This is a genomic window from Candidatus Thiodiazotropha sp. CDECU1, from assembly GCF_963455295.1.
GTDB lineage: Bacteria > Pseudomonadota > Gammaproteobacteria > Chromatiales > Chromatiaceae > Thiodiazotropha.
In genome coordinates this window covers 3692680-3717941 of record NZ_OY734020.1, presented here as the reverse complement: position 1 = coordinate 3717941, position 25262 = coordinate 3692680, and the positions used below count along the sequence as shown (strand labels likewise).

The window sequence follows — 25262 nt, the reverse complement described above, 5'->3', positions numbered from 1 at the left end:
CTTCTAGCGTAACGCCTAAAGATAAATGAGGATAGACTTCATTATTGTGTTAACTAGTGCGTCAAATATAACTACCAACCGAATCCCAAATAGCATCAGGATACAAGTCATCGAATACGGCTTAAACGACAGACTGAACCTTTCGGTGAATATTAAGAATGCCGATGATTATCGATGATCTCCTGGGATAACGATAGGCTTATTGCTTGGCGAGGGACTGCCTGATAAACCGCTTCCAATCGTCCATCCGCTTCTGCAATAGCAGCATACCGTCGAAATAGGGTACTACCTGATTCCTGCGGATGATCTCCCGGCCCTTGGGGCCCAGGGCGTACTGGATGAAACGATTTGACTCCAGGCTGTTGGGAGAGCTCTTGCTGTGTACCAGGTAGAGGGGGCGATAGAGCAGGTAGTTGCCGGTACGGATATTATCGAAGTTCGGATCCCTGCCTTCCAGTTTGAGGATCTTAAAGTCTCGTTTATGGGCACTGGCAATGCCGGTCACCGCGATGGCATTGGGATTCTTTTCCACGGTTTTCTCCAGTGGACCTGAAGAGGGAAAGACATGCTTACTCTTAAACTCAACGTCCTGGTCTTCGAACAGGTGCGTGCGCAGGGTGTAACCGACCCCCGAGATCTTTCCCTTGCGGATCAGCAGCTCCAATGGTTGCCTCTTCCCGCCCAGTTGGGACCAGTTTGTGATCTCGCCCTGGTAGAGCCTGCGCAGTTGCTGCAGGCTGATGGTATCGACGGGATTGGATTTATGTACCACAACCACCAGCGCATCCCAGGCTACGGGAATCATACTGGCTCCAGCCTCTTCCCGACTCATATCCAGGGTGAAACGGCAGGCCCCGCCAATATCGGCCTGTTTGCCGGTGATGGCGCGAATTCCCTTGGTGGCACCACCGCCAGCGATGCTGATGTCGACCCCTGTTTCCTGCTTGTAGGCAGCGGCGAGGTCAGACATGAATGCGTTTCTGGTGATGCCGCAGCCCACCCAGGAGAGTTCCAGCGACTGTGCGGTGAAGGGTAAAAGTGCCAGTAGCAGTAGTACGATTAGATTTCGCAAGGATGTCCTCGTTGTGTCGTTTTGATTCGGTTAAGAATAGCTAACTATAGTAGTCAAGAATTGTTATTGTAAAATTAATAACAGGAATTAATATCCTGCCTTAAGTGGAAAAATAGTCTAAATTTGACTGTCGACACAAGATTTCACCGGTATCGACTAATTTACTGAATCTACTGGTGGGTATGTCGAGATTGACGGGTAGAGGAGTATTGGCGCCTGATTGTTGTCTGATTGCTTGTGTTCATTCCCGGGCTGATGCGGGTGAGCAATTGTTGTATAAAAGGCTACTGAGGAGCTATGTTGCGGTTAATCCTGTTCTTTTTCATGTTCATCAACGTATGTTCAGCTGTCAGTTCGAGTGGTACATCTGATTTACATGATTACCCTGGTCTCAGTGGTAAACAACTGGGTGGTGATTTCATCCTGCACTCGAGTCAGGGTGAGTTCTCATTGGAGCAATTCAGAGGGAAAGTGGTGCTGCTCTACTTCGGTTATACCAAGTGTCCCGATGTCTGCCCCACCTCTCTCGCTTTTCTGGCTCAGGCCCTGAATCAACTCAATGCTGAAGAGTTGAAATCTGTGCAGGGTGTGTTTATCAGTGTCGATCCGAAACGGGATACAGTACAGGTGCTGGATAACTATGCCAGCTATTTTCATCCCAATCTGTTAGGCGTAACCGGTAGTACAAGTGAGATAGAGGAGGTGGCGGAACTCTATGGTGTGCAATACGATGAAGTTGATCTGGAGGACTCAGCTTTCGGATACGCGGTCAACCACTCATCGGCAACGTACTTGATAACTCAGGACGGCGAGCTGCGTTTTGTGTTTCCACATCAAACACCATCGTTCGTCATCCTGGAAGCTATCCGATACGTACTGACTGAAAACTGAAATAGGGGACGATCAGTATGCCCACCGGTTAACCAGCGGGCTACTCAAAATCAAGATATTGGACGAATACTCAGGAGTGGCTGTCTAAGCGAGCTGCGTCTTGAGCTTGTTCATGGCGTTCTTCTCGATCTGACGAATACGCTCAGCCGAAACCTGAAATCTGTCGGCCAATTCGTGCAGGGTCGATTTCTTCTCGCCCAGCCAGCGTGCCTCTAGGATCTCACGGCTGCGTTCATCCAGGTTCTGCATGGCACCGATCAGCTGTTGTTTCATCTGCGATTCGCTGTCCGATGACTCGAGCAGGTGGGCGGGTTCCATACGCATGTCGCTCAGATAACCTGCGGGTGTAGCCGTCACCTTATCATCATCATCTTGCATGGGGCCGTCGAAGGCGATGTCCTGACCGGAGAGGCGGGATTCCATCTCCAGCACAGTTTCGGGTTTGACCCCTAGATCCTGGGCCACGTCGTCGACCTCCTGCTTGGAGAACCAACCCAGACGCTTTTTGGAGCTGCGCAGATTAAAGAACAGTTTGCGTTGCGCCTTGGTGGTTGCCACCTTGACGATGCGCCAGTTTTTCAGGATGTACTCGTGGATCTCCGCCTTGATCCAGTGGACGGCGAAGGAGACTAGGCGAACCCCCATATCGGGATCGAAGCGTTTGACCGCTTTCATAAGGCCGACGGTGCCTTCCTGAATCAGGTCGGGAAGGGCCAGGCCGTAACCGCTGTAGTTGCGGGCAATGCGTACGACGAATCGTATATGGGAAGTGATAAGTGTCTGTGCAGCCTGCAGATCCTTCTGATCGCGAAGTCTGATCGCAAGGGATTTCTCCTCCTCTGCGCTCAGCATGGGCAGTTGGAAAGCGGCGCTGATATAGGCATCCATGCTGCCTGATGGCAGTGCTGTCAGTGCGTTTACATTGCTCATTGAGTATCCCCGGATTAAACTGCTGATAGAATATTAGCACTCTCAGTGGATGAGTGCCAATCGTTTAATAGGACCTGGGGTTTCAACAATAGTTCCCTCTCTTGATTTAAATATAAATTAAGAAAATACAATGACATATGTTGGTTGTGCCAGGGTTGTATAGGCCATGACCTGCTCTCCTCAGAGGCCCTCTGATGTTTGAGGAAATAGGGGAGATGGGCCATTTTGCTGCTCTATTGGCCTGCTTTCCGCCCAGCAGTGCGGGATCGAGCAGGAGGTCAACTGGGCTCAATGGCGCTGAGGTGCCTGCCCACGGCCAGCCAGGCACCGGCCAGTCCCAACAGACTGCTTCCCAACAGGAGTGAGAGGATGGTCTCGAAGTCGAATGAGGCGAGATTGAAGCTGCTCTCGTAGAGATTGGCCAGATTGGCGATCGGCCCGCTCAGCAGGGTGATGGCGATGGCAATGAGCAGCCAGGCGATGAGGCCCCCGAACAGCCCATACCAGAAACCGGTATAGAGGAAGGGTCTGCGAATGAAGGCGTTGGTGGCGCCGATCAGCTTGTTGATCACGATCTCCGCGTGCCGGTTCTGGATCTCGAGACGAATGGTGTTGCCGACAATCAGTAATACCGCCATGCCGAGTAGTGCGGCCAATACTACCACTGCCCTCTGGGCGATGATGGTGATCGCCTGTAGTCGTCGCACCCACTGCAGATCGAGTTGTACGATCTCCGCATCAGGCAGCAGTTTTAACTCCTGTACCAGCAGTTGGGCCGTCTCCGCAGTGGTGTAGTCGGCCTTAGGTTGAACAATCAGTACCGCCGGCAAGGGATTGTTGTCGAGTGCCTCCAGGGCATCGGCATAACCGCTGAGTTGTTGGAACTCCTGTAGGGCTGCCTCCCGGGTGATTAGATTCACCCCTTCGATGCGTTGATGCTTGCGTAGCTTGGCGGCCAGCGATGCAGCCTGCCTGTCCGAGACCTTCTGCTTAAGGAAGACCGAAATGCTGGCACCGCTGTCCCAAGCGCCGCTTACCTGTTGCAGGTTCCCGAGCATCACATGCAGCCCAACCGGCATAGCGAGGGCGATGCCGATCACAGAACAGGTCATCAATGATGCTAGATGGTTATTGACCAGTCTACCGAGGCTGGCCAGGGCCACCTGCGCATGACGCTGCAGCCAGATCTTTGGTGCATTCAGTAGCCGCTTTTTAAGAGTCATTGCCAGACTCCGCCTGGGTGTCGCCAACCAGCTGTCCCTTGCTCAGAGAGAGAACGCGCTTCTGCATGCGCTTGATCAGGTCGATGTCGTGGGAGGCGATGAGCAGGGTTACCCCGACCTGATTAAACTGTTGGAACAGCTGCATAATCTCCTCGGAAAGCTCCGGATCGAGATTGCCGGTGGGCTCATCCGCAAGCACCAGGGGCGGTTTGCTGACCACTGCCCGGGCTATGCCCACCCGCTGCTGTTCCCCCCCGGAGAGTGTAATCGGCGCGTTCCTCTCCTTGTGCAGCAGGCCAACCTTGTCGAGGGCGGCACGCACCCGGCGGCCGATCTCTTTGTGACCGACCCCGGCAACCACCAGTGGCAGTGCCACATTGTCGAAAACCGTGCGATCGTGCAGCAGTCTGTGATCCTGGAAGATCATCCCCACATCCCGGCGGTGGTAGGGGATCTGACGATTCTTCAAGCGAGTGAGATTGCGATCGTTGACATGCAGTTGCCCATTGCTGGGACGTTCCAGCAGGCCGATCAGTTTCAACAGGGTACTCTTGCCGGCACCGGAGTGTCCGGTCAGAAATACCATCTCTTCCGCCTCGATACGCAGACTGACGTTACTCAGGCCGGTATGGCCACCAGGATAGCGTTTACTGACATTGTCGAAGTGAATCAAGGTGCTGGTATTTTCCTGGTTAGGTTTCAAACAGGGCGTCTACAAACTCGTCCGGGTTGAATTCACGCAGATCTTCAATGGCTTCGCCGACACCGATAAAGCGGATAGGCACCTTGACCTTGTCGGCAATGGCGAAAACGACACCGCCTTTTGCGGTACCGTCCAGCTTGGTGATCACCAGTCCGGTCAAGCCGACAGTCTGGTGAAACTGCACGGCTTGGTTGACCGCATTCTGTCCGGTACCCGCATCCACAACCAATAGTACTTCATGGGGAGCGTCGGGATCGATCTTCTTCATCACCCGGCTGATCTTCGCCAACTCCTCCATTAGATTGGCCTTGGTGTGCAGACGCCCCGCCGTGTCGGCGATCAGGACGTCGATGCTGCGTGATGTGGCTGCCTGCAGTGCATCGAACACGACTGAAGCCGCATCAGCACCGGTGTGTTGGGCGATCACCTGGATCTGGTTTCTCTCACCCCAGGTTTGCAGTTGCTCCACAGCGGCGGCGCGGAAGGTATCTCCCGCGGCGAGCATGACCGACTCCCCATCCAGCTGAAACTTGCGCGCCAACTTCCCTATGGTGGTGGTCTTGCCCGCGCCGTTGATACCGACCATCAGCATCACCAGTGGCTTGCCGCCGTTGTGTTCGCCGATAGGCTCGTCGCATGCCAGCAGAATCTCTCTGAGGTGTTGTTTCAAGAGTTGCATCAACAGCTGCGGATCGCTCAGTTCCTTGCGATCGACCCGCTGTGTCAAATCGTTGATGATGCGGCTGGTTGCCTCCACTCCCACATCAGCGGTGAGAAGCAGGGTTTCGAGCTCCTCCAGCAGTTCATCATCGATGGTCTTGCGCCCAAGGAGGAGATTCGACAGTCCGTCCGTGAGATTGTGGCGGGTACGCGAGAGGCGTTCTTGAAGTCGAGAAAAGAGGCCGCGCTTCTCCTCTTCCGGAGGGAGGGACGCAGCACCCTGCTGATCCTGTTTCTTGCCCTTGCCAAATCCGAACATAGAGTGATTTACCGGCTCTGAGGTTGGAACTCTGTGATGATCACAGGTTCATAGTTGTTGTTTGGACAATCCCGGTGGTCTCTGAAAGAATCCCCGGGATCGTCGAGGACGCTATTCTACAGTGCCAAGGGACTATATATAAAGGGTAAGCAACCCGTTGTTGCGAGTTCTTGGCCGGATGGAGTCTGTTTCGGATGATGTTGAGTTAGAAAACGACCATATAATGCAAACCTTAGTGAGGATGTTCTCCATGGGAAGATTGATCACAGGCCTGATGTTGACGGCACTCTGTTCCAGTTTTGTGCAGGCGGATGTCGTGGAGCACCAGCTCGATAACGGCATGAAGGTAATAGTAAAACAGGATCGTCGGGCCCCGATCGCCGTTTCTCAGGTCTGGTACAAAGTGGGGTCGAGTTATGAGTTCGGTGGTATCACCGGTGTCTCCCATGTGCTCGAACACATGATGTTCAAGGGTACGAATAACCATCCCCCGGGTGAGTTTTCACGTATCATCGCGGCCAATGGCGGGGATGAAAACGCCTTCACTGGAAGAGATTACACCGCCTATTTTCAGACCATGGCAAGTGACCGGCTTGAGGTCTCGTTTGAACTCGAGGCAGACCGTATGCGCAATCTGCTGTTGCTGCCTGAAGAGTTTGCAAAGGAGGTCGAAGTGGTCAAAGAGGAGCGCCGCATGCGCACCGAAGACAAGCCCCAGTCACTTACCTATGAACGTTTCCTGGCGGGGGCTTACGAGAGTTCCCCCTATCGCACCCCTGTAATCGGCTGGATGGCGGATCTGGATGCCCTGCAAGTGGAGGACCTGCAGGTCTGGTACCGCAAGTGGTATGCACCCAACAACGCCACCCTGGTGGTGGTGGGTGATGTGGAACCGGATAAGGTGATCCATCTTGCACAACGCTATTTCGGTCCCCTCAAGCCAGAGCGGGTGACCCAGCCCAAACCGCGTTTGGAACCGACCCAGCGCGGCAGCAAACACATCACCGTAAAGGTGCCTGCGCGACAGCCCTATCTTGTGTTGGGTTACAAGACACCGGTGGTGGGTAAAGCGGATCAGGCCTGGGAGCCCTATGCCCTGGAGATGCTGGCCTACATCCTGGATGGGGGCAGCAGTGCCCGTCTCAGCAACAACCTGATCCGCGGCAGCAAGCTGGCGGTGGCGGCGGATGCCAGTTACAGCGCCTTTTCACGACTCCCGGGAATGTTGGTGATGGATGCGGTGCCGTCTCCTGACGCCAGCATTGATGCGGTTCAAGGAGCCCTGGTGACGGAGATCGAGCGATTCAAAAAAGAGTTGGTCAGCGAAGATGAGATGGAACGGGTGCGTAATCAAATCATTGCCGCCAAGGTGTACGAGAAGGACTCGGTCTTTTATCAGGCGATGCTGATTGGACAGTTGGAAACGGTAGGGCTCGATTGGCGTCTTGCCGATGAGTATGTGGACCATTTAAAGGCGGTTACCGCGGAACAGATCAGGCAGGTCGCGCAGAAGTATCTGGTCGAGGACAATCTCAGTGTTGCGGTGCTGGAGCCATTGCCGATGGATGATTCAATGTCCAAGTCGATGCACGAGGGAGTGGCGTATGCATACTGAAGCTTGGATTAAACATATCTTTTTCTACACTTTTCTACTGCTGAGCGGATGGGTCTCAGCAGCACCGCAAATTCAGACCTGGCAGACCGCAAACGGGGTAAAAGTACTGTTTGTCGCGGCACCTGAAATCGAGATGGTGGATGTGCGCATTGTATTCGATGCGGGCAGCGCCAGAGATGGTGATAAACAGGGTGTCACCTCTTTTACCAACAACCTGTTGAGCGAAGGTGCCGGTGGTTGGAGCGCCTATCAGATCGCTGAACGGATGGAGGGTGTTGGGGCACAGCTAGAAACGGGATCTTTACGGGATATGGCCTGGGTGTCGGTACGCTCGCTGACTGAATCCAAGGCACTCGCCCTGGCCCTTGAAACCATGTCTAAAGTGGTTGCCGAGCCCAGCTTCGCCGAGGAGGATATCGAGCGGCTGCGCCAATCCATACTGGCAGGATTGGTCCAGGACGAGCAGTCTCCTGGCAGTCTGGGCAAAAAGCGCCTCTATCAGCTCGTGTTTGGGGATCACCCCTATGCCTCAGATCCCGATGGCACTATCGAGTCGGTTAAAGCGATAACCCGAGCGGACATAGTCGCCACCCACAAGCGACTGTATGTGGCAAAGAATGCCTTGGTGGCGATTGTCGGGGCTGTCAACAGAAGCCAGGCTGAATCGATTGCAGAGCAGGTAACACACGGACTCGAACCCGGGGAGCAGGTGGCGAAACTGCCCCAGGTGGCGCCGCTGCAGGGAGCCATCGATGAGCAGATCCCTTTTCCCTCAACCCAGTCCCATCTCTATATTGGACAACCCGGCATGCGCCGTGGTGACCCTGACTACTTCACCCTCTATGTGGGGAATCACATCCTCGGTGGCAGCGGCCTGGTCTCACTCCTTAGCAATGAAGTCCGTGAGAAACGCGGCTTGAGTTACAGCGTCTACAGCTATTTCCTGCCGATGCGTCAGACCGGACTGTTTCAATTGGGTTTGCAGACAAAGAATGAACAGGCTGGCGAGGCGCTGCAGGTGGTGAGGGAAACGCTTAAACGTTTCATCAGGGAAGGACCTTCGGAAAAGGAACTGGAAGCTGCAAAGCAGAATATTACCGGCGGGTTTCCATTGCGGATCGCCTCGAATGGCAAGATCGTTGAGTATCTGGCGGTGATCGGCTTTTACGATCTGCCTCTGGATTATCTGGACCGTTTTACCGACAAGGTGGCAGCCGTGACCCGTGAGCAGATTCAGGATGCCTTCCAGCGTCGCATAGATCCGGATCGTCTGGTCAGGGTGCAGGTCGGACGAACCGCTCCTTTGGCTAAAGTCTCAAAGCAATCAGACGCTGATAGCAAAGAGTGACACAATAATTTAAAGGTTAATAAAGTGACTTCCCCTCAAGCGGCTTTTCAAGTACGAATCATCGGTGGGATGCATCGGGGTCGGCGCCTGCCATTTGCCGATATGCCGGGATTACGACCGACAGGTGATCGCATTCGCGAGACTCTTTTTAACTGGTTGCAGCCCTATATCGAAGGGTCCCGTTGCCTTGACCTGTTTGCCGGCAGCGGTGCACTGGGTCTGGAGGCGGCTTCCCGTGGTGCATCCAAGGTAGTGATGCTTGATACAGCCATGGCTGTGGTCAGGCAGCTGACAGAGAATAAGCGTCAATTGGGTCTTGACCAGGTCTCTGTTATTAGGGCAGATGCATTTCAATGGCTGGAACAGGATGCAACCCCCTTCGATATCGTTTTTCTGGATCCGCCATTCGTTGATAATCTGCTGCAGCCCCTGTGTCAAAGGCTGAGTATGGGATGGCTGACGGATGGGGCACTGATCTATATGGAAGATGCCCTCTCCCGTGACATGCCGCCCCTGCCTGAAGGTTGGGAGATGAAGAAACAGAAATCGGCTGGCCAGGTACACTACGGCCTGGCGTATGCCCCGCTTGCCGGCTGATAATTATCATTCATCGGATCGGTTTCTGGTAATATCATGCCTTTTACCTAGACCGTGAGCTTATGATAACTGCCGTTTACCCTGGAACCTTCGATCCCATCACCAACGGTCACAGTGACCTGGTGAGGCGGGCCTCCGATCTTTTCGATCACATCATATTGGCCATCGCAAAGAACACCGGGAAAAATCCAGCGTTTGACCTGGATCAGAGAAAAAGCCTGGTGGAAAAAGTATTGAAGGGTGTGAAAAACGTTGAGATACGCACATTTGACAATCTGCTGGTCGACTTCGTACTGGAGTGCAACGCAAACGTGATTCTACGCGGATTGCGTGCGGTCTCCGATTTCGAATACGAGTTCCAGCTGGCAGGGATGAATCGCCGCCTGGCACCGGAAATCGAGACCCTGTTTCTTACCCCGGCTGAGCAATTTTCGTTTATATCATCCGGCCTGGTAAGAGAGATCGCCGCACTGGGTGGGGATGTCACCGAGTTTGTCCATCCGGATGTACAGGCAGCCTTAAGCAAGCGTTTCAGTTGAAACGGAATCCCTGGGTGATACAGGGTTAAAATCGATAAAATATCGATGCCACACTCACGGTTAATGAATAGAATTCACTTTATGCGATTTTGTTAGGAGAGAAAAAATATGGCGTTAATAATCACTGACGAGTGCATCAACTGTGATGTTTGTGAGCCAGAATGCCCAAACGGTGCCATCACCCAGGGTGATGAGATTTATGAGATCGAAGCCGATCTCTGTACCGAGTGTGTCGGTCATTACGATACCTCGCAGTGTGTCGAGGTGTGCCCGGTGGATTGTATTCCCAAGGATCCCGAGCATGAGGAGAGCTATGAGATGTTGTATGCCAAGTATCTCAAGATCACCGGCGAATCTGAATAGTTAGGCTGTCAATGCAGACAAGCGTCATCAAAAAGGCTCCCTTGTGGAGCCTTATTTTTCTCTTTTTCATCTGTTCTCAGCTAGCGGCGGCTGAAAGCCCCGGATCTGCCGCCATCGCCACGGCCCATCCGCAGGCGACTGCCGCAGGCCTGCAACTGTTGGACGCTGGTGGAAACGCCTTCGATGCGGCGGTTGCTGTGAGTGCCGTATTGGCTGTGGTCGAACCCTATAGTTCAGGTATCGGTGGCGGTGGCTTCTGGCTATTGCATCGTGCCAGTGACGGTTTCCAGACCATGCTGGACGGCCGCGAACGAGCCCCCATGGCCGCCCATCGTGATCTCTATCTGGATCAGGCGGGAAAGGTTATCCCGCAGCTTTCCATCGATGGGGCGCTGGCGGCCGGCATTCCCGGTGAGCCTGCGGCCCTGGTCCATTTGGCTCGCCACTACGGACGTCTATCCCTTACCGAGTCGCTGCAGCCGGCGATCAGATTGGCCCGGGATGGATTCAAGGCAGACAGCCACTACCGCAGGATGGCGAACTGGCGTCTGGCGGTGTTGCGTGCCCATCCTGCTTCGGCTGCACAGTTTCTGCAGCAGGGCGAGGCGCCTGAAGAGGGTGCCCTGATCAAGCAGCCGGCTTTGGCGGAGACCCTTGAAAAGATCGCTCAGCACGGGTTCGATGGTTTCTACAAAGGGGAGGTCGCCCAACGCCTGGTGGATGGAGTGCGGGCTGCGGGCGGTATCTGGAGCCTTGAGGATCTGGCCGCTTACCGGGTCGTGGAGCGGCAACCCATTGTCGGTCGTTATGCGGGACTGAAGATCACCAGTGCCTCACCGCCCTCATCCGGTGGCATAGCATTGATGACCATGTTGAATATCCTGCAGGGATTCGATCTGCAGGCGCAGCAAGAACCTCTTCGTACCCACCTGCTGGTGGAGGCGATGCGCCGGGCCTATCGGGATCGTGCCGATTATCTGGGCGACCCCGATTATGTGGATATTCCAGTGGAGGCGCTGACCCATCCCTGGTACGCAGCAGGCCTGGCACGGGATATTCAACTGCACCGTGCCAGCCCAAGTGTGGGTAACCTCTCCCGGTCACAGGAGGGGCGCGACACCACCCATTTCTCCATACTCGATGGGGAGGGGAACCGGGTGGCGGCCACACTCAGCATCAACTATCCCTTCGGCTCCGGTTTCGTGGTGCCGGGTACCGGGGTGTTGTTGAATGATGAAATGGATGATTTCTCCGCCAGCCCCGGGGTACCCAATGTGTATGGGTTGGTTGGGGGTGAAGCGAATGCCATCGCCGGGGGTAAGCGAATGTTGTCGAGTATGACTCCAACCTTCGTGGAAGATGATCGCCGGTTGGCCATTCTGGGCACCCCTGGCGGCAGCAGGATCATCACCATGGTGTTATTGGGTATCTTGGAGATGGCTGATGGCAAGGGACCGAAAAATTGGGTGGAACAGCCCCGTTTTCATCATCAATATCTACCCGATGCCGTTCAATTCGAAGCGGGCGCTTTCAGTGATGAAATGAAACAGCAGTTGACTGCAATGGGACACAATTTAAAGCCTCTCGATAGCCAATATGGAAACATGCAGGCGATTTTATGGGACAAACAACTGGGTGAAATCGAGGCTGCCTCCGATCCCCGTGGTTTGGGATTTTCCCGTGTTGTGAAGTCGAGTTCTCATGGAAGAGAGGAGACAGGTAGCGAAGTTGATGGAAAAAATTGAAAAAAGTTCTTAAATTTGGAAACTTGCCATTGAATTTGTTTGAATTTTAGCTCAAGCTTTCGTGCCAGATGCTGCTGCTCTATCAACCTGGATCTTGTGGATGCAGCGAGATGGGGAGCCAGTAGCCATAACTGTCATGCCGGTATAGGTGATGCCTCTACCTTGGTTTTGACATGGAAGGACTGTTTGTTACCTGGTCCTTAGGGAGGTGTGTCCCGAATAGGCCGTGACTTGCAGTATATTCTAGGGTCTATTTGGGAAGCTCTGCATCAGCACGACCAGGTAGAAGGGGTGTGTAGTTTACACACAATGTAATAATTAATTCGTAGAGAGATCGAGAGTAATTATGAAAACCACCATCATGAAAACCGCCGCAATGATTCTTACTGTTGGTTTGTTCGCAGGTTGTGCGACTAACAGCGGTCTGCAAGAGGACGTCGCCAACGCCCAGGCTGCAGCCGATGCTGCCATGAAAGCTGCCAAAGAGGCTCAGCTGGATGCTGCTACCGCTCAAGGTACTGCTGATGCTGCTCTCAAGGCCGCTAACTCGGCTAAAGATGCCGCTGAAGCTTGTAGTGAGCGTTGTGGCCGTATGTCAGAGAAGGCAATGGCTAAATAAACCCTGCACTAATCGACACAAAAACCCCGACAGGTTATACGCCTGTCGGGGTTTTTTAATTGCCGTCTGCGACCGCATTCTCACGCCATAGGTAAAGTGGCATGGGTATACCGGTCTTCTGTTCAATGAAGTTGTGTAGCTGATCCCAATCCGGCCTGCGCTGATCCTCGCCCAGCTTGCTGACCACCGCATTCACCAGCTCGGTGTAGTTGTTGCCTCGCTCCTCCACATATTCGACCAAAGGAGGATGGACCTGGACAAACAGTTCACCCTTCAGCCAACCGGCTTTGAAGGGTTTATCGATAATCCTGACCGGGATACCTATTTCAACCTCTTCAAAAAATTGTTCAACATTTTCAGGATAGAGACGGATACAACCGTGACTGACCCGCATGCCAACGCCATAGGGCTTATTGGTTCCATGCAACAGATAGCCATTCATGCCCAGGTAGATGGCACGATTTCCGAGTGGATTATCGGGCCCGGGCGGCACAATTGGCGGCAGCGGATCGCCATCCTCTTCGTGCTCCTGCAGGATCGATTTGGGAACGGTCCAGCTCGGATCCTTTTTTTTGCCGATAACCGAGGTCTCTCCGGTGGGAGTGCTCCACCCTTCACGACCTATTCCTATCGGGTAGGTGATGACCACGGGACGATCTTGGGGAAAGTAGTAAAGGCGCAGTTCAGCCAGGTTGATGACGAGACCCTCGCGGGGACCCGGTGGTAGGACGTACTGTTGGGGGATGACGACTTCCGAGCCTTCCCCGGGCAACCATGGGTCCACCTCGGGGTTGGCCGCTACCATCTGTCGGTAGCCGATGTCATAGGTGCGGGCGATATCGGAGAATGTCTCCTCATAGCGCGTGGTCAGCATGAAGATCCTGCCCACTACATCATCACCCTCTGGAGGCAGATCGAGGGTGACAGCCCGGGCGGTTCCCAGGGTACTCACGAGGAGCAACAGTGTTAGTAACAAATTCAATAGCATAATCTTGGTGTTAACAGGTCCTAGTTTACCTGAGGAGCGACTATTTTAGTTGAGAAATATGGTGTAGATCCTGCCTTGGGGGGATATGGATTGTGTGTTTCGCTATGTAGTTCCTGAAATTACATCACCCGTGGTGATCTAAAGAATTGGTTTTCAGGGTCGATAGTCTATTTAATACTGGTATTTTTCTTTTAAGATCAAGAACCTCTGAAATATTGGCTGCGCATAGACCAAGCTGGATCTCGATCGATAACGGACAGGACAGGCATGCGACGAATTGCGTTGATTAATCAAAAAGGTGGTGTGGGAAAGACCACGATCACCACCAATTTGGGACATGCCCTGGCCCTTGCCGGTCACCGGGTCACTGTGATCGACCTGGACCCGCAAGGGCAGTTGGCCTCCAGTTACGGCATCTTTCGCGCACCTGCGAAGGGGATCGATCAGGTGATGCTCGAGGCACAGGATCCCGCATCGGTGAAACAGGGGATCAGGGATATGCTGACATTGATCCCCGCTGGCGATTGCCTGCAGGAGATCGAGCACCTGCACGACGGCGGTGCGTCGAGGGCTCAGCTGCTGAAACAGGCATTGGATGGGGCGTTGGATGATCAGGCGTTTGTCCTGTTCGATTGTCCGCCATCGTCAGGATTATTGGTGGCGAATGCAATTTTTGCCGCCGATGAAGCACTGATTCCGGTGAGTGGAGATCACATGTCATTGAATGGCCTGGCCAAGATGATGCTCACCATAAAGAAGTTCGAACCCTACCTGAGCAAACCGCTGCCCACCTGGATTGCATTGAACCGTTACTTTCCCCGCCGGCGACTCTGCAAAGAGGTTTCGGAGAAGCTGAAGAGGCACTTTTCCGATCAGCTGATTCATACCCCGATACGGGAAGCGGCAGTCATCGCCGAGTGCCCTGGCATAGGGCGTACCATTTTCGAGTATAAGCCCGGTAGCCAGTCGGCGAAGGAGTTCCAGTCTCTGGCTACAGAGTTGCTAGCCCGTGATCCCGGGTAAAGCTTGGCCTATTATTGACGCTATTTAGAACATGTATAAAGTGAGGAGGAGGTCCCATGTCCATATCCAGCGAACTTTCCCCGGATGAAAAGAGCGTTACCATTGTTATTTCCGGGCGATTTGATTTCTCCACCCATCAGGAGTTCATGCAGGCCTATAAGGCCTTTCCAAAGGGTGAGAAGGTCTTTGTGGTTGATTTGACCAATGCCGAATATCTGGACAGCTCTGCAATGGGTATGCTGCTGCAACTGCGTGAACACAGTTCTTCAGACAGCGACGGTGTAGTGCTTAAAAACGGTAACGACGCAGTACAGGATGTGTTGCGAATAGCCAATTTCGGGAAATTATTCGTCATTCAGTAGCTTTGGCATCAGCCCACCTTTCCGGTATGCTTGCCCCTTTTTTCCAGGGGTCGTTCTAGATGGGATTCAAATGCGGTATCGTGGGTCTGCCGAATGTCGGTAAGTCAACCCTGTTCAATGCCTTGACCAAGGCCACAATTGCTGCGGAAAACTACCCTTTTTGCACCATCGATCCCAATGTGGGTGTGGTGCCCCTCCCCGACCATCGCCTGGATGTGATCGCATCCATTGTCAATCCGCAAGCGGTGATTCCCACCAGTATGCAATTCGTGGACATTGCCGGGCTGGTTGCCGGGGCCTCCAAAGGGGAAGGACTGGGGAACAAGTTTCTGGCCAACATCCGTGAAACCGATGCCATCGCTCAAGTAGTGCGCTGTTTTGAGGATAGTGACGTGGTGCATGTGGCCGGTCGGGTGGATCCGATCAGCGATGTGGAGGTTATCAATACGGAGTTGGGATTGGCCGACCTGGAATCGGTTGAGAAGGCGCTGGAGAAGAGCCTCAGGCAGGCCAAGACCGGTGACAAAAAGGTATTGGCGCGTAAGGCCTTGCTGGAGAGGGTGCAGGATCATTTGAACAGTGCCAAACCGGTTCGCAGCATGGCCATGGATGAGGATGAAAGGGCGGAGTTACGGGATCTGTTTCTGCTCACAATCAAGCCGGTACTCTACATTGCCAATGTGGCGGAGGATGGTTTTGAGGACAATCCCCATCTGGATGCGCTTTCAGCATTGGCGGCCAGTGAGGGTGCGGAGGTGGTACCTGTGTGTGCCGCCATCGAGGCGGAGATTGTGGAATTGGACGAACATGAGCGGGGTGAGTTTCTGGCTGACCTGGGGCTGGATGAGCCGGGCTTGAACCGGGTCGTCAGGGCGGGTTACAAGTTGTTGGGCCTTGAAACCTACTTTACCGCCGGCGAAAAAGAGGTCAGGGCCTGGACCATTCCCCAGAGTGCCACGGCACCCCAGGCGGCCGGGGTGATCCATACCGATTTCGAACGCGGTTTCATCCGCGCCGAGGTCGTGGCCTACGAGGATTTTGTCAATTGCAAAGGGGAGCAGGGGGCCAGGGAGGCGGGTAAGCTACGCTCTGAGGGCAAGGAGTATGTGGTCAAGGATGGGGACGTCATCCACTTCCGTTTCAACGTCTGATATTGACAGGGGAGTATGGCAACAGTATATTCCACGCCCTTCATAACAGCTTCTGGCAAGGTAGCTCAGTTGGTTAGAGCACAGCACTCATAATGCTGGGGTCGGCAGTTCGAATCTGCCCCTTGCTACCATATGTAAAAGGCCTGACTCTCGTCAGGCCTTTTTATTTGGGGGTGGTGTGCCGTCCGCGGTGGATCAGGCTTGAGCCGAATTGTCCCAGACGAGTTGTATCTGGGTGCTGCGTCTTATCTCGGTGAGCCTATCCCCGAACTCGTGGATGTTCTCATCCAGCAGGTTGACCAACTCGAGTTTTCCATCCCGGGCCATGTCCAGTTCCATGCGGTTTTGCCGCAATTGATCCAGTTCCTGGCGGAGTTGGACATTTTTAAGGTAGATAATGTTGGACGCAGCCGCACCCATCAGGTTCTTTCGCAATTGTTGATTTACCTGCAGGATCTGCTTGTCCAGCTGATAGATCTCATTGCTGAGATTGGAGATCACATCCAGTTGCTCATCCCAGATCGCAAACAGATTGTCGACTCCCTCTTCCACCCAGTTTTTAATCTCCTGCAGGTGCTGCTCCTTGAGCATCTGCAGAACATGGGAATCGGGCATGGCCATTAAGTGCTCGAATACCTCAAGCCAGCTCTCTTCCCGATCGTTGAAGAGCCTGTTCATATAATGCAGCATGAGTCCCACGGATTCTCTATAGTCGTAGCCTGCGTAGGATTGGCTGACCGTATTCATGATATCGGCGAAATTGACAGCTGTCCCGGTAAAGGCCTTGTCGTCCTCTAACTTGATGCCTTTGGCGTAGATCGTGGTCAGACGGTTGAGCATACGCATGTAGCCGTCATCCTGGATCTGGCTCTTTTCAGAGCGGATAAAACCGGAAATTTCGGTCAGTATCTCGCGTAACTGAACAATGTTGATTTCATTGTGCTTGCGACCAAGCACCGACTCCAGGTAGTCGAAATACTGCTTGATGATTTTGCAGGACTCATCCTGAGCCAGGGCAGGAAGCCGCTCGACACTGTTGATCCTGAAGGGTAATACCTCCTGCTTCATCGGATCGCTTTTCTCGAAGTCCTTAAACAGCATGCTCATGGCTCGGCTATGTTCCCAAAAAACCCCAATGAATACTAGATAAATTATATAAGCGATTTCTTATATATCAAGTAATTTCGGCACTAAAATTCGTAAAATAATGTGTTATGAGAACTCTATCGGCTTTTATTTCAATAACTTGAGGTTCGTGGTCAGGGCCTAAGCCACCGTATTCGTGGAAGAAATTGAGTAATTTTGTTTTATTTCACTTAAAATGCTCTGCTTGATTTGGTGCTCAGGGGCTAAATACAAGATTTGACAGTATTGAGGGGAAACCATGATTAGTAGTAAAAACAAAAGGTTCAGCGGATTGCTGACAGCTGCACTATTATTGTTGCCGGGAATCTGCCTGGCGGAAGACGCCTCACTGAATGGCGCGAATACCGGTTGGATCATGGCTTCTACCGCATTGGTGCTATTCATGACCCTACCGGGTCTGGCTATGTTCTATGGCGGGCTGGTAAGAGCCAAGAACGTGCTATCTGTCCTGATGCAGTGTTTCGCTATCGCCGGCATAGTTTCCATTCTCTGGCTGATCGCGGGCTACAGCCTGGCGTTTGGCGAAGGTAACGCTTGGATTGGTGACTTCAGCAAGGTGCTGATGGCGGATATTGGACGGGAGACCCTCTCCGGGGACATTCCGGAATCCCTGTTTATGCTGTTCCAGATGACCTTTGCAATTATCACCCCCGCCTTGATCGTGGGTGGATTTGCCGAGCGCATGCGCTTCTCCTCGATGCTGTTGTTCAGTGCACTCTGGCTGTTTGTGGTCTATGTGCCGATCACTCATTGGGTCTGGGGCGGCGGCTGGCTGGGTAGTATGGGTTTGTATGATTTCGCCGGTGGCACGGTGGTCCACATCACAGCCGGTGTGGCGGCCCTGGTAGCCGCCGTGGTGTTGGGACCCCGCAATGGCTTTGGCACCGCTTCAATGATGCCCCACAACATGACCATGACCATCGCCGGTGCCGGCATGCTTTGGGTCGGTTGGTTCGGCTTCAACGGCGGTAGTGCGCTCGCTGCCGATGGCAATGCCGCCATGGCGATGCTGGTGACCCATATTTCTGCCGCTACCGGTGCCATGACCTGGCTGGTACGTGAATGGATCAAGTTTGGTAAGCCCAGCGCCCTGGGTGCGGTGACCGGAATGGTGGCCGGTTTGGGTACGATTACCCCCGCATCCGGTTTTGTCGGTCCTGCTGGGGCGCTGGTGATCGGTCTGCTGGCGGGGGCTATCTGCTTTTCCGCCACCAACTATCTGAAGCAGGTGTTGAAGATCGACGACTCCCTCGATGTTTTTCCCGTCCACGGTGTCGGCGGTATACTCGGCACCATCCTCGCGGGTGTGTTCTCCTCGACCTCCCTGGGGGTCTTTTCCGGCTATGGTTATGCCGATGGTATCGATAGCATGGGGGGTCAGGTCTATGTGCAGTTGATAGGCGTCCTGGCAACCGTCGCGTTTACCGCCGTGGCAACCTTTGTGATCCTGAAAGTGGTGGATGCCCTGTTGGGATTGCGAGTCAACAAGGAGCAGGAGATCCAGGGTCTGGATATCGCGCTGCACGAAGAGCGTGGCTACAACGACATCGGCTGAACTGCCCGATAATACCATTTATCGCCCTGGTTCCAATTAAGCGCTGAGGATTGGCAGGAACTGGAGCTGATATTCTTTCTCAGGCGTCCGACAGCACACTCTTGTGCTGTCGGGTGTACCTGAGCCTAGGTTGCCTTTTACGAATTTCTTCTGTAACTGGCTAGCGCGCTGTCTGTTTCGAATATCGCTACCTCAACGACTGGAAAGCCTCCGGCTTCCACATATTCGTAGATCAACCGGGCGATATTCTCTGCGGTGGGATTGGTCTGCATCACGTATACGGATTCACCGGCCTGCTGCAGTAGAGGCAGAACCGGGTCGTCCCTATGCAGCAACATATTGTGATCCAGGGTCTTTTCGATCCAACTCTTCACATAGTCACCGATATCGGAAAAATCACACACCATCCCCAAGGCATCGAGTTGTTCCGTTTCGAGGCGGATGACGGCCTTGGCGTTGTGACCATGGAGATGGCGGCACTTTCCCTGGTGGTTGAGTAACCTGTGGCCATAACAGAAGTGGATCTCTTTGCTGACTGCGTACATGTTGTGAAGTTTCTCTTGGTGTTTCCAGGCCTTAACGGAAGGGGGCCAGTATAAGGCCAGGTTTGATGGACTGCCAGTGATTGTAAAGGAATTAGAAGGGATGCCGCTAAACCATAATAGTTTGAGGGGTATGACTAGTCATGAATGAAGAATTCGAACCCGTAGAGATCGAAGGCGAAGAGTACGAGGTTGTATTTGCGGCAAGAGAAGCGGTAGGGCACCTGCGACGCATTACAAGTAATTTTCCCCATCTTGCCACGAAATCGGTACGTGTGGCGATTGAGACCTGGAATGAGGATATGTTTCGCAAGGGAGAGTTGATTCTCGTGCAGAAACAGCGCGCCAAGGCAGAGCGAGATGCGCTGGAGAAGCGCGCCATCGAACTCATTGAAGCCAATCATGTGGACGATGTCCTCGATATGTTGAATCAGGACTCAAGCAGGGAAATCGATTATCACGATTTAATCGATATGGTGGGAAAAGATCGCTACATAGAGGCACTCTCGCAGGAAGCGATTGAATTGAAGGTCAATGCAATCTCTCCTGAGCAAGCAGCCGAGCTCTGGAATAACAGTGGAAAACCGACTGTTGGCGGTGATCGATGGACGGCCACCGGTGTCTCTGTGCTGATGGGGAAACCATAAGCTCGAATTAATCTTTCATCGGCATGGCGATTGTCAAATAACAACCTGTATAGAGGTGTCTCTCTGTAATCAGATAGCGGCCGTGAAAATGCAGATTTTGCGGGAACTCAATGGTACATGCGGCGCTGGGCCTGAACTGAAACTGCTGACGCGAGGCGTCGATATCCAGTGAGACCGACTGAAAGCCGAAAAAGCGCTCGACCAGAGGGTAGTAGCATTTATACAGGCTCTCCTTGGCGCTGAAAATCAAGCGTGGCGGCAAATCCTTATGGCGTTGCATGAATGCCTTATCCTCATCCGTATCTATATAGCGGGCAATTCCCGGCTTTAGCGGATCGAGTGGTTCGATGTCTATACCCAAACTGACGATCTCGCCTGCAATCGCACAGGCGGCGACGCAATTGTCATTGCAGTGGCTGATGCTACCGATAAATCCATCCGGCCAGATCGGTTGACGTTTTGTGCCGCGTAGCAATGGTCCAGCAGGGGCGTCGAGCTGTCTCAGGGCGGCATGGGCCGCGTTGCGGCCGGCACGAAACTCCCTTTGGCGTTTTGTAACGCTCCCCTCAATCAGCTGCTCCTCTTCAATGCAGAGCGGTTTCAGCCACATCTCTTCAGTGGAGTTGACGATCACGACACTGGGGGGGAAGAGAGGGGAGAGTTGCATATTGTGATGTTGTGCTTGTCTTGCTATTGAGCAAGGATTGTAACATCTTAAAACTCTACTTGACCTTATCGCCATGAGCATGCATGCTCATAGGCATGCACAACTTCCACCAGACAAAGATGATGATTAAGCGCCTCCGCCTACCTGTATGGGCAGTCGGTTATGCATCTGCGTCCGGGAGTTTGATACGAAGTTAGCAAACACCTAATTGAGTTTTTCCAAGGCCGCAGATGACATCATCTGCGGCCTTTTTCGTTACAGGGGGTAATTAAATGTCCGTACCGGCCGCCTATCTTGGGATCGTGCTGATCTGGGGTACCACACCGCTTGCCATCAAGTGGAGCGGTGAGGGTGTTGGCTATCTGTTTGGTGTGACCGGCCGGATGGTGATCGGCGTCACCCTGGCGCTGTTGGTACTGCGCCTGATCGGTCAGCGCCTGGCCTGGCATAAACGTGCGCGACACACCTATCTGGCTGCGGGTCTGGGGATTTTCATTGCCATGACGGCGGTCTATTGGGCATCCCAATTTATACCTTCGGGATGGATCTCGGTGGTATTCGGACTATCCCCGATATTTACCGGCCTGATGGCGCGGATCTGGTTGCAGGAGCCTGGTCTCGATCTGCAGCGTTTCCTGGCGGTAATGATTGCGCTGGTGGGTTTGGCGACGATCTTTTCCGTGGGGGTGGAGCTTGGTGTGAGCTTCGTCTTGGGATTGAGCGGTGTCTTGGTTTCGGTGGTCACTCACTCAGCCAGCGCGGTCTGGGTAAAGCGTATCGATGCCCAGCTGCATGGTCTGGTAGTGACTGCCGGTGGATTGATGGTGGCGGTGCCTCTGTTTCTGTTGAGTTGGTTTCTACAGGGCGAGAGCTGGCCCGTGGTGGTCGAGCAGCGAGCGCTTACATCCATTGTCTATCTGGGGGTGGTTGGCTCGGTGCTCGGTTTTGCCCTCTATTTCTACGTATTGCGTTATGTGGAGACGACCAAGGTGGCACTGATAACCCTGATGACCCCGGTTATCGCGCTGTTGGCCGGGAAATGGTTGAACGCGGAACAGGTGGACCTACGGGTATGGGCAGGCGCTGCACTGATTATGTTGGGACTCGCCGGGTTTGAATTGAGTGGTCGAATAAGTGCTCAATTACGCTCGAGCAAGGCGAGTGAGAGTGTGGGCCAATAGGTGATAATCAATACTGCGCCAAACAGCAGGACAAACCAGGGAAGGGTGGCGCGGTAGATTTCAGCGATCGGCTTGCCGAAGCGATAACTGGCAATGAAAAGATTCATACCCACTGGCGGGGTGAAGTACCCAATCTGCATGTTTGCCAGAAAGATAATCCCGAGATGGACCGGATCGATACCGTACTCGATAGCGACAGGTAGCAGTAGAGGGACCATCAAAACCAGTGCCGAGAAGATATCGAGCATGGTGCCGAGTACCAGCAGAAACAGGTTCAGCAGTATCAGGAATGTGAGCGGGTCTTCGACCCGCTCATGCAGCCAGTCGAAGAGTTGGCTTGGAACATCCGCATCGATGAGGTAGTTGGTGGATGCCATCGAGAGGCCGAATATGACCAGGATCCCCCCTACCAGCAACATCGCCTCACGCATCACCTCCGGGAGCTTTTTGAGGGAGATCTCTCTGTGTATGAAGACTTCTACGATAAGCACGTAGACCGCAGTGACCGCGGCGGCCTCGGAAAGTGCAAAGTAGCCGCTGTAGATTCCGCCAAGCAGGATGATCGGTAACGGGATCTCCCAGGCAGCCTCACGTATGGCCGATTGTGCCTCATCCAGAGTAAACTCGTTCAGCGGCAGCTTTCGACCCGACCAGAGAGCCCAGGCAACGAGTATCAACAGCATCAACAGGCCGGGAAGCAGGCCTGCCAGGAACATCTCATCCACGCTAATGGAGCCGCCAATCCCCAGCTGCTGGGCAACTACTGCATACAGGATCAACGGCAGGGCCGGTGCGAACAGCAGCCCCAGGCTTCCGGAGGTGGTTACCAGCCCGAGACTGAAGCCCTGTCCATATCCCGCCTCCCGCAGAGCGGGGTAGAGCAGGGCGCCCAGTGCCACGATGGTGACGCCTGAAGCACCGGTGAATGCGGTGAACAGGGCGCAGGCAACCAGGGCGACAAAGGCCATGCCGCCGGGGATCCAACCCAGCAGCGCCTGGGTAAGTCTTACCAGGCGATGGGGAGCACCGCTCTCACTCAGCAGATAACCAGCGAAGGTAAACAGAGGAATGGCCAAAAGCACCGGCATCTCCGCCAGGCGAAAGAACTCGATGACCACAACCGATAGATCGATGTCGGCTTGGTAGAAGCCCCAGAGGGCACTGGCACCGATAATGGTGAAGAGTGGCGCACCGAACAGCGCCAGCAGGATCAGACCCAGTGCGATAATCATTCATTACCCCTATGCAGCAGTTGCAGGGGTATGTTGAACAGAAAACGCATTGTCATAACGCCAAAGCCAATGGGTATGATGATCTCACCCAGCCAGGCGGGCAGACTGGCGAAAAGTATGGCGCCATCCTGCCACTCCAGGTGGACGAAGCGAATGGCGTGCCAGGTTATGATGCCACAGATGATGGCACTGAAGAGATTGTTGATGATGGATAGAACCGAACGGCTCCGTTTCGATAATCTATGGGAGAAAAGATCGATACGGATATGGCGATCCTCCCTGGTGGCGGCAATGGCCCCCAACAGAGAAAGCCATAGAACCATGATACGCAGGGTTGGGTCGGCCCAGATCAGACCGCTGTCGAACAGATTGCGCAACACGATTTGGCTGGCAGCAAGCAGGATCGTGGCACTCAGAAGGATTACCATCAGGCTATCTTCGAAAAGCAGTATCAACTGTTTGATACGTTTCACAGTGAATAACATGGTGCTAAATCATGCTCAGTGGGGATCTGTTTTTCGATTAATGTAGATGTTAATTGGGGATTCGGATTACAAGATATGAATGGCCAGCCATATACAGTGGGGCTGATGGCTGGTGGTTAATACCCTATGAGCGGTATGTGCCGGTATCAGGACACTGTCTCCCCGATAGAGTGTGATCTCCCGGTTGTCCATTTCCAGTTTTGCGCTCCCTTGCAATACACAAATCCATTCGTCATGGGGCTGTTGCGATACCTCAGTGACTGTGTCAGGGGGGCTGAGGATACGTTCAATAGTGACATTCGGACTTTTCAATAATGTATCGAAGCGTTCCTTTTCTTCTACTGCCTTATCCGGTTTGTAGAGATTCATGCTGGTTGTTTGCATTATGTTGATGGTCAGGTGCCTATCACTATCAGCCTATGCTGACAAATTGTATAGAATTTATGAACCGCGTGCTTGGAGGCAGCATCTATCATGGGTGATGTTACGTTTTTTCATAGGCTGATCGGGCTCTTGGTGACTGATCTCTTAGTGTAGAACAAATAGCGCTGCGGCGGGTGGGTATCTACTTGGTCACTGCCACTTGTCTCTGTTGTTGAATCAACGACTGCATCCTGTTCAACATCTGTTTGCTGAAGACCTTTTCATCACTGAGTTTTCGAATCGTGCTGTTCGCATGGGTTTCCCAGGCCTGCTGTTGGCTTGCGCTGGGACTGACAAACTCGATCCCCTGTTTTTTAAGTGCGAGCAGGGCTTGCTCGTTATCCTTGCGATTCTGCTGGTCTATCTTATCAAATGTGGTTTCGAGTATCTGTTTTAGTATGGATTGGTCCCCTTTTTCCAGCTTATTGAAGGTTTTCTCCTTTAACACCAGCGTGGCGTAGAGATAGGCGAGGGGTACCTGAGTCAGATAACTGACCCGGGTGTGCCACTGCAGGGCTATGGCTCCTATGGGGGCGCTGGCGATGGTGTCGATGAGTCCGGTCTGCAGTCCGGTTAGCACATCGGTCAGGGGTAAGGGGACTGGAGATATACCCAGCGACTGAAACATGGATGCATTCACCTGGTCCCCTTCAGGTATCCAGATCCTTAATTCCTTCATATTGTTGGTGGATGTGACAGGTGAGTTCGAGAGCAAATAGGCAAAGCCGCCTTCGCTCAGACCGAAACTGATATATCCCTGTTTTTTAATGCCTTTCAAGATCTGTGGATCCATTATCTGCCGTACCGCATCCACCTCCTCAAGATTTCGGAACTGGAAAGGGAGGGTATAAAGATGGGCATCCTTGTAGATAATACTCAGTCCACCGCCTGTTAGGGCGCCACCATGCAGTTGTCCAATACGGATCTTACGCAGGACACTGTTATCGTTTCCCATCACGCCGCCGGGATAGAAGCGGATTTTGACTCTGCCCTCGGTCTGCTGCTTAATCTGCTTCGCTGCCGCCCGCATCTGTTTCATCCAATTGGTGCCATCGGGAGCCAGGGTGGCAATCTTCAACGTGGTGGCTGCCTGGCTTGACGGGCTTAGCAGAAGTAGCAGCAGCAGTGTGCTCATGATGCGGAACATGGTGTACCCCTCAGCGCAATCTAGTGGTCTCAACAGCATCCAGCATATACACGGCCTTTTTTACAACGCCGTTTATATCTGGATACAGT

General features: G+C 53.4%; 27 protein-coding genes and 1 tRNA gene. 15 read left to right on the top strand and 13 right to left on the bottom strand.

Annotated elements, in window-relative coordinates:
• Nucleotides 1-199 precede the first annotated feature (199 nt).
• Complete coding sequence (locus R2K28_RS16965; RefSeq protein WP_316366303.1) at nucleotides 200-1072, bottom strand: phosphate ABC transporter substrate-binding protein; 873 nt, start codon at nucleotides 1070-1072, stop codon at nucleotides 200-202.
• 297 nt (nucleotides 1073-1369) lie between these two features.
• On the opposite strand from R2K28_RS16965, the gene R2K28_RS16960 reads away from it, so the two are divergent.
• Nucleotides 1370-1963 (top strand): SCO family protein, encoded by a 594-nt coding sequence (locus R2K28_RS16960; RefSeq protein WP_316366301.1) that lies wholly within the window; start codon nucleotides 1370-1372, stop codon nucleotides 1961-1963.
• A gap of 84 nt (nucleotides 1964-2047) precedes the next feature.
• On the opposite strand, the gene rpoH is transcribed toward R2K28_RS16960, so the two are convergent.
• The 4 genes from rpoH to ftsY all read right to left on the bottom strand — a co-directional run bounded on the left by rpoH (nucleotide 2048) and on the right by ftsY (nucleotide 5798).
• The gene (gene rpoH, locus R2K28_RS16955; protein ID WP_316366300.1) at nucleotides 2048-2893 is read right to left on the bottom strand and encodes an RNA polymerase sigma factor RpoH; all 846 of its coding nucleotides are present in this window, start codon (nucleotides 2891-2893) and stop codon (nucleotides 2048-2050) included.
• 278 nt (nucleotides 2894-3171) lie between these two features.
• A complete protein-coding gene (ftsX, locus tag R2K28_RS16950; protein ID WP_316366298.1) occupies nucleotides 3172-4116 on the bottom strand; it encodes a permease-like cell division protein FtsX in 945 nt (314 codons plus the stop codon).
• The gene (gene ftsE, locus R2K28_RS16945; RefSeq protein WP_316369769.1) at nucleotides 4106-4789 is read right to left on the bottom strand and encodes a cell division ATP-binding protein FtsE; all 684 of its coding nucleotides are present in this window, start codon (nucleotides 4787-4789) and stop codon (nucleotides 4106-4108) included. Before ftsE ends, ftsX begins: the two co-directional genes overlap by 11 nt.
• 19 nt (nucleotides 4790-4808) lie before the next feature.
• A complete protein-coding gene (gene ftsY, locus R2K28_RS16940; RefSeq protein ID WP_116447148.1) occupies nucleotides 4809-5798 on the bottom strand; it encodes a signal recognition particle-docking protein FtsY in 990 nt (329 codons plus the stop codon).
• A 250-nt stretch (nucleotides 5799-6048) separates the two neighbouring features.
• Here ftsY and R2K28_RS16935 point away from each other — a divergent pair, with 250 nt between their 5' ends.
• The 7 genes from R2K28_RS16935 (at nucleotide 6049) to R2K28_RS16905 (ending at nucleotide 12624) form a co-directional block, all read left to right on the top strand.
• Complete coding sequence (locus tag R2K28_RS16935; RefSeq protein WP_442871407.1) at nucleotides 6049-7413, top strand: M16 family metallopeptidase; 1365 nt, start codon at nucleotides 6049-6051, stop codon at nucleotides 7411-7413.
• Complete coding sequence (locus R2K28_RS16930; protein WP_316366296.1) at nucleotides 7403-8761, top strand: M16 family metallopeptidase; 1359 nt, start codon at nucleotides 7403-7405, stop codon at nucleotides 8759-8761. The genes R2K28_RS16935 and R2K28_RS16930 overlap by 11 nt, the downstream gene beginning before the upstream one ends.
• A gap of 24 nt (nucleotides 8762-8785) precedes the next feature.
• The gene (rsmD, locus tag R2K28_RS16925) at nucleotides 8786-9358 is read left to right on the top strand and encodes a 16S rRNA (guanine(966)-N(2))-methyltransferase RsmD (RefSeq protein WP_316366294.1); all 573 of its coding nucleotides are present in this window, start codon (nucleotides 8786-8788) and stop codon (nucleotides 9356-9358) included.
• A gap of 62 nt (nucleotides 9359-9420) precedes the next feature.
• The gene (gene coaD / locus R2K28_RS16920) at nucleotides 9421-9897 is read left to right on the top strand and encodes a pantetheine-phosphate adenylyltransferase (RefSeq protein ID WP_316366292.1); all 477 of its coding nucleotides are present in this window, start codon (nucleotides 9421-9423) and stop codon (nucleotides 9895-9897) included.
• A 108-nt stretch (nucleotides 9898-10005) separates the two neighbouring features.
• A complete protein-coding gene (locus R2K28_RS16915; RefSeq protein WP_116445920.1) occupies nucleotides 10006-10260 on the top strand; it encodes a YfhL family 4Fe-4S dicluster ferredoxin in 255 nt (84 codons plus the stop codon).
• A gap of 11 nt (nucleotides 10261-10271) precedes the next feature.
• Nucleotides 10272-12005: a gamma-glutamyltransferase gene (gene ggt, locus R2K28_RS16910; RefSeq protein ID WP_316366288.1), complete on the top strand. Its 1734-nt coding sequence runs from the start codon at nucleotides 10272-10274 to the stop codon at nucleotides 12003-12005.
• Between the two features lie 346 nt (nucleotides 12006-12351).
• A complete protein-coding gene (locus R2K28_RS16905) occupies nucleotides 12352-12624 on the top strand; it encodes an Lpp/OprI family alanine-zipper lipoprotein (protein ID WP_116445918.1) in 273 nt (90 codons plus the stop codon).
• 55 nt (nucleotides 12625-12679) lie between these two features.
• On the opposite strand, the gene R2K28_RS16900 is transcribed toward R2K28_RS16905, so the two are convergent.
• A complete protein-coding gene (locus tag R2K28_RS16900) occupies nucleotides 12680-13576 on the bottom strand; it encodes a L,D-transpeptidase family protein (protein ID WP_316366286.1) in 897 nt (298 codons plus the stop codon).
• Nucleotides 13577-13879: 303 nt separating this feature from the next.
• Here R2K28_RS16900 and R2K28_RS16895 point away from each other — a divergent pair, with 303 nt between their 5' ends.
• The 4 genes from R2K28_RS16895 to R2K28_RS16880 all read left to right on the top strand — a co-directional run bounded on the left by R2K28_RS16895 (nucleotide 13880) and on the right by R2K28_RS16880 (nucleotide 16279).
• Nucleotides 13880-14635, top strand: a complete 756-nt coding sequence (locus tag R2K28_RS16895) for a ParA family protein (RefSeq protein ID WP_316366284.1) — start codon at nucleotides 13880-13882, stop codon at nucleotides 14633-14635.
• 56 nt (nucleotides 14636-14691) lie between these two features.
• A complete protein-coding gene (locus R2K28_RS16890) occupies nucleotides 14692-14997 on the top strand; it encodes an STAS domain-containing protein (RefSeq protein ID WP_116447092.1) in 306 nt (101 codons plus the stop codon).
• A gap of 59 nt (nucleotides 14998-15056) precedes the next feature.
• Nucleotides 15057-16148 carry a redox-regulated ATPase YchF gene (gene ychF / locus R2K28_RS16885; protein WP_116447091.1) on the top strand — a complete coding sequence of 364 codons (1092 nt, stop codon included), beginning with the start codon at nucleotides 15057-15059 and terminating at the stop codon, nucleotides 16146-16148.
• Nucleotides 16149-16202: 54 nt separating this feature from the next.
• Nucleotides 16203-16279: transfer RNA gene (locus tag R2K28_RS16880), tRNA-Met, on the top strand.
• Between the two features lie 64 nt (nucleotides 16280-16343).
• Here the strand turns inward: R2K28_RS16880 and R2K28_RS16875 are convergent.
• The gene (locus R2K28_RS16875) at nucleotides 16344-17255 is read right to left on the bottom strand and encodes a hypothetical protein (RefSeq protein ID WP_316366280.1); all 912 of its coding nucleotides are present in this window, start codon (nucleotides 17253-17255) and stop codon (nucleotides 16344-16346) included.
• Nucleotides 17256-17532: 277 nt separating this feature from the next.
• Here R2K28_RS16875 and R2K28_RS16870 point away from each other — a divergent pair, with 277 nt between their 5' ends.
• On the top strand, nucleotides 17533-18849 hold the full coding sequence (locus tag R2K28_RS16870; protein ID WP_316366278.1) for an ammonium transporter: 1317 nt from the start codon (nucleotides 17533-17535) through the stop codon (nucleotides 18847-18849).
• A gap of 137 nt (nucleotides 18850-18986) precedes the next feature.
• On the opposite strand, the gene R2K28_RS16865 is transcribed toward R2K28_RS16870, so the two are convergent.
• The gene (locus tag R2K28_RS16865) at nucleotides 18987-19394 is read right to left on the bottom strand and encodes a 6-pyruvoyl trahydropterin synthase family protein (RefSeq protein WP_316366276.1); all 408 of its coding nucleotides are present in this window, start codon (nucleotides 19392-19394) and stop codon (nucleotides 18987-18989) included.
• 140 nt (nucleotides 19395-19534) lie between these two features.
• On the opposite strand from R2K28_RS16865, the gene R2K28_RS16860 reads away from it, so the two are divergent.
• Complete coding sequence (locus tag R2K28_RS16860) at nucleotides 19535-20038, top strand: hypothetical protein (protein ID WP_316366275.1); 504 nt, start codon at nucleotides 19535-19537, stop codon at nucleotides 20036-20038.
• 7 nt (nucleotides 20039-20045) lie between these two features.
• Here the strand turns inward: R2K28_RS16860 and R2K28_RS16855 are convergent, their stop codons facing one another.
• On the bottom strand, nucleotides 20046-20705 hold the full coding sequence (locus tag R2K28_RS16855; protein ID WP_316366273.1) for a 4'-phosphopantetheinyl transferase family protein: 660 nt from the start codon (nucleotides 20703-20705) through the stop codon (nucleotides 20046-20048).
• 272 nt (nucleotides 20706-20977) lie between these two features.
• Here R2K28_RS16855 and R2K28_RS16850 point away from each other — a divergent pair, with 272 nt between their 5' ends.
• The gene (locus R2K28_RS16850) at nucleotides 20978-21886 is read left to right on the top strand and encodes a DMT family transporter (RefSeq protein ID WP_316366271.1); all 909 of its coding nucleotides are present in this window, start codon (nucleotides 20978-20980) and stop codon (nucleotides 21884-21886) included.
• Here the strand turns inward: R2K28_RS16850 and R2K28_RS16845 are convergent.
• The 4 genes from R2K28_RS16845 to R2K28_RS16830 form a co-directional block, all read right to left on the bottom strand.
• Nucleotides 21844-23118, bottom strand: coding sequence for a TRAP transporter large permease (locus R2K28_RS16845; RefSeq protein WP_316366270.1), 1275 nt, complete (start codon nucleotides 23116-23118; stop codon nucleotides 21844-21846). The genes R2K28_RS16850 and R2K28_RS16845 overlap by 43 nt on opposite strands.
• Nucleotides 23115-23603 carry a TRAP transporter small permease gene (locus R2K28_RS16840; protein WP_116447083.1) on the bottom strand — a complete coding sequence of 163 codons (489 nt, stop codon included), beginning with the start codon at nucleotides 23601-23603 and terminating at the stop codon, nucleotides 23115-23117. The genes R2K28_RS16845 and R2K28_RS16840 overlap by 4 nt, the downstream gene beginning before the upstream one ends.
• Before the next feature lie 66 nt (nucleotides 23604-23669).
• Entirely contained in the window at nucleotides 23670-23972 is a 303-nt protein-coding gene (locus tag R2K28_RS16835) for a cupin domain-containing protein (protein WP_116447082.1), read from the bottom strand.
• A gap of 196 nt (nucleotides 23973-24168) precedes the next feature.
• Nucleotides 24169-25173, bottom strand: coding sequence for a TRAP transporter substrate-binding protein (locus tag R2K28_RS16830; RefSeq protein ID WP_316366267.1), 1005 nt, complete (start codon nucleotides 25171-25173; stop codon nucleotides 24169-24171).
• Between the last annotated feature and the right edge of the window lie 89 nt (nucleotides 25174-25262).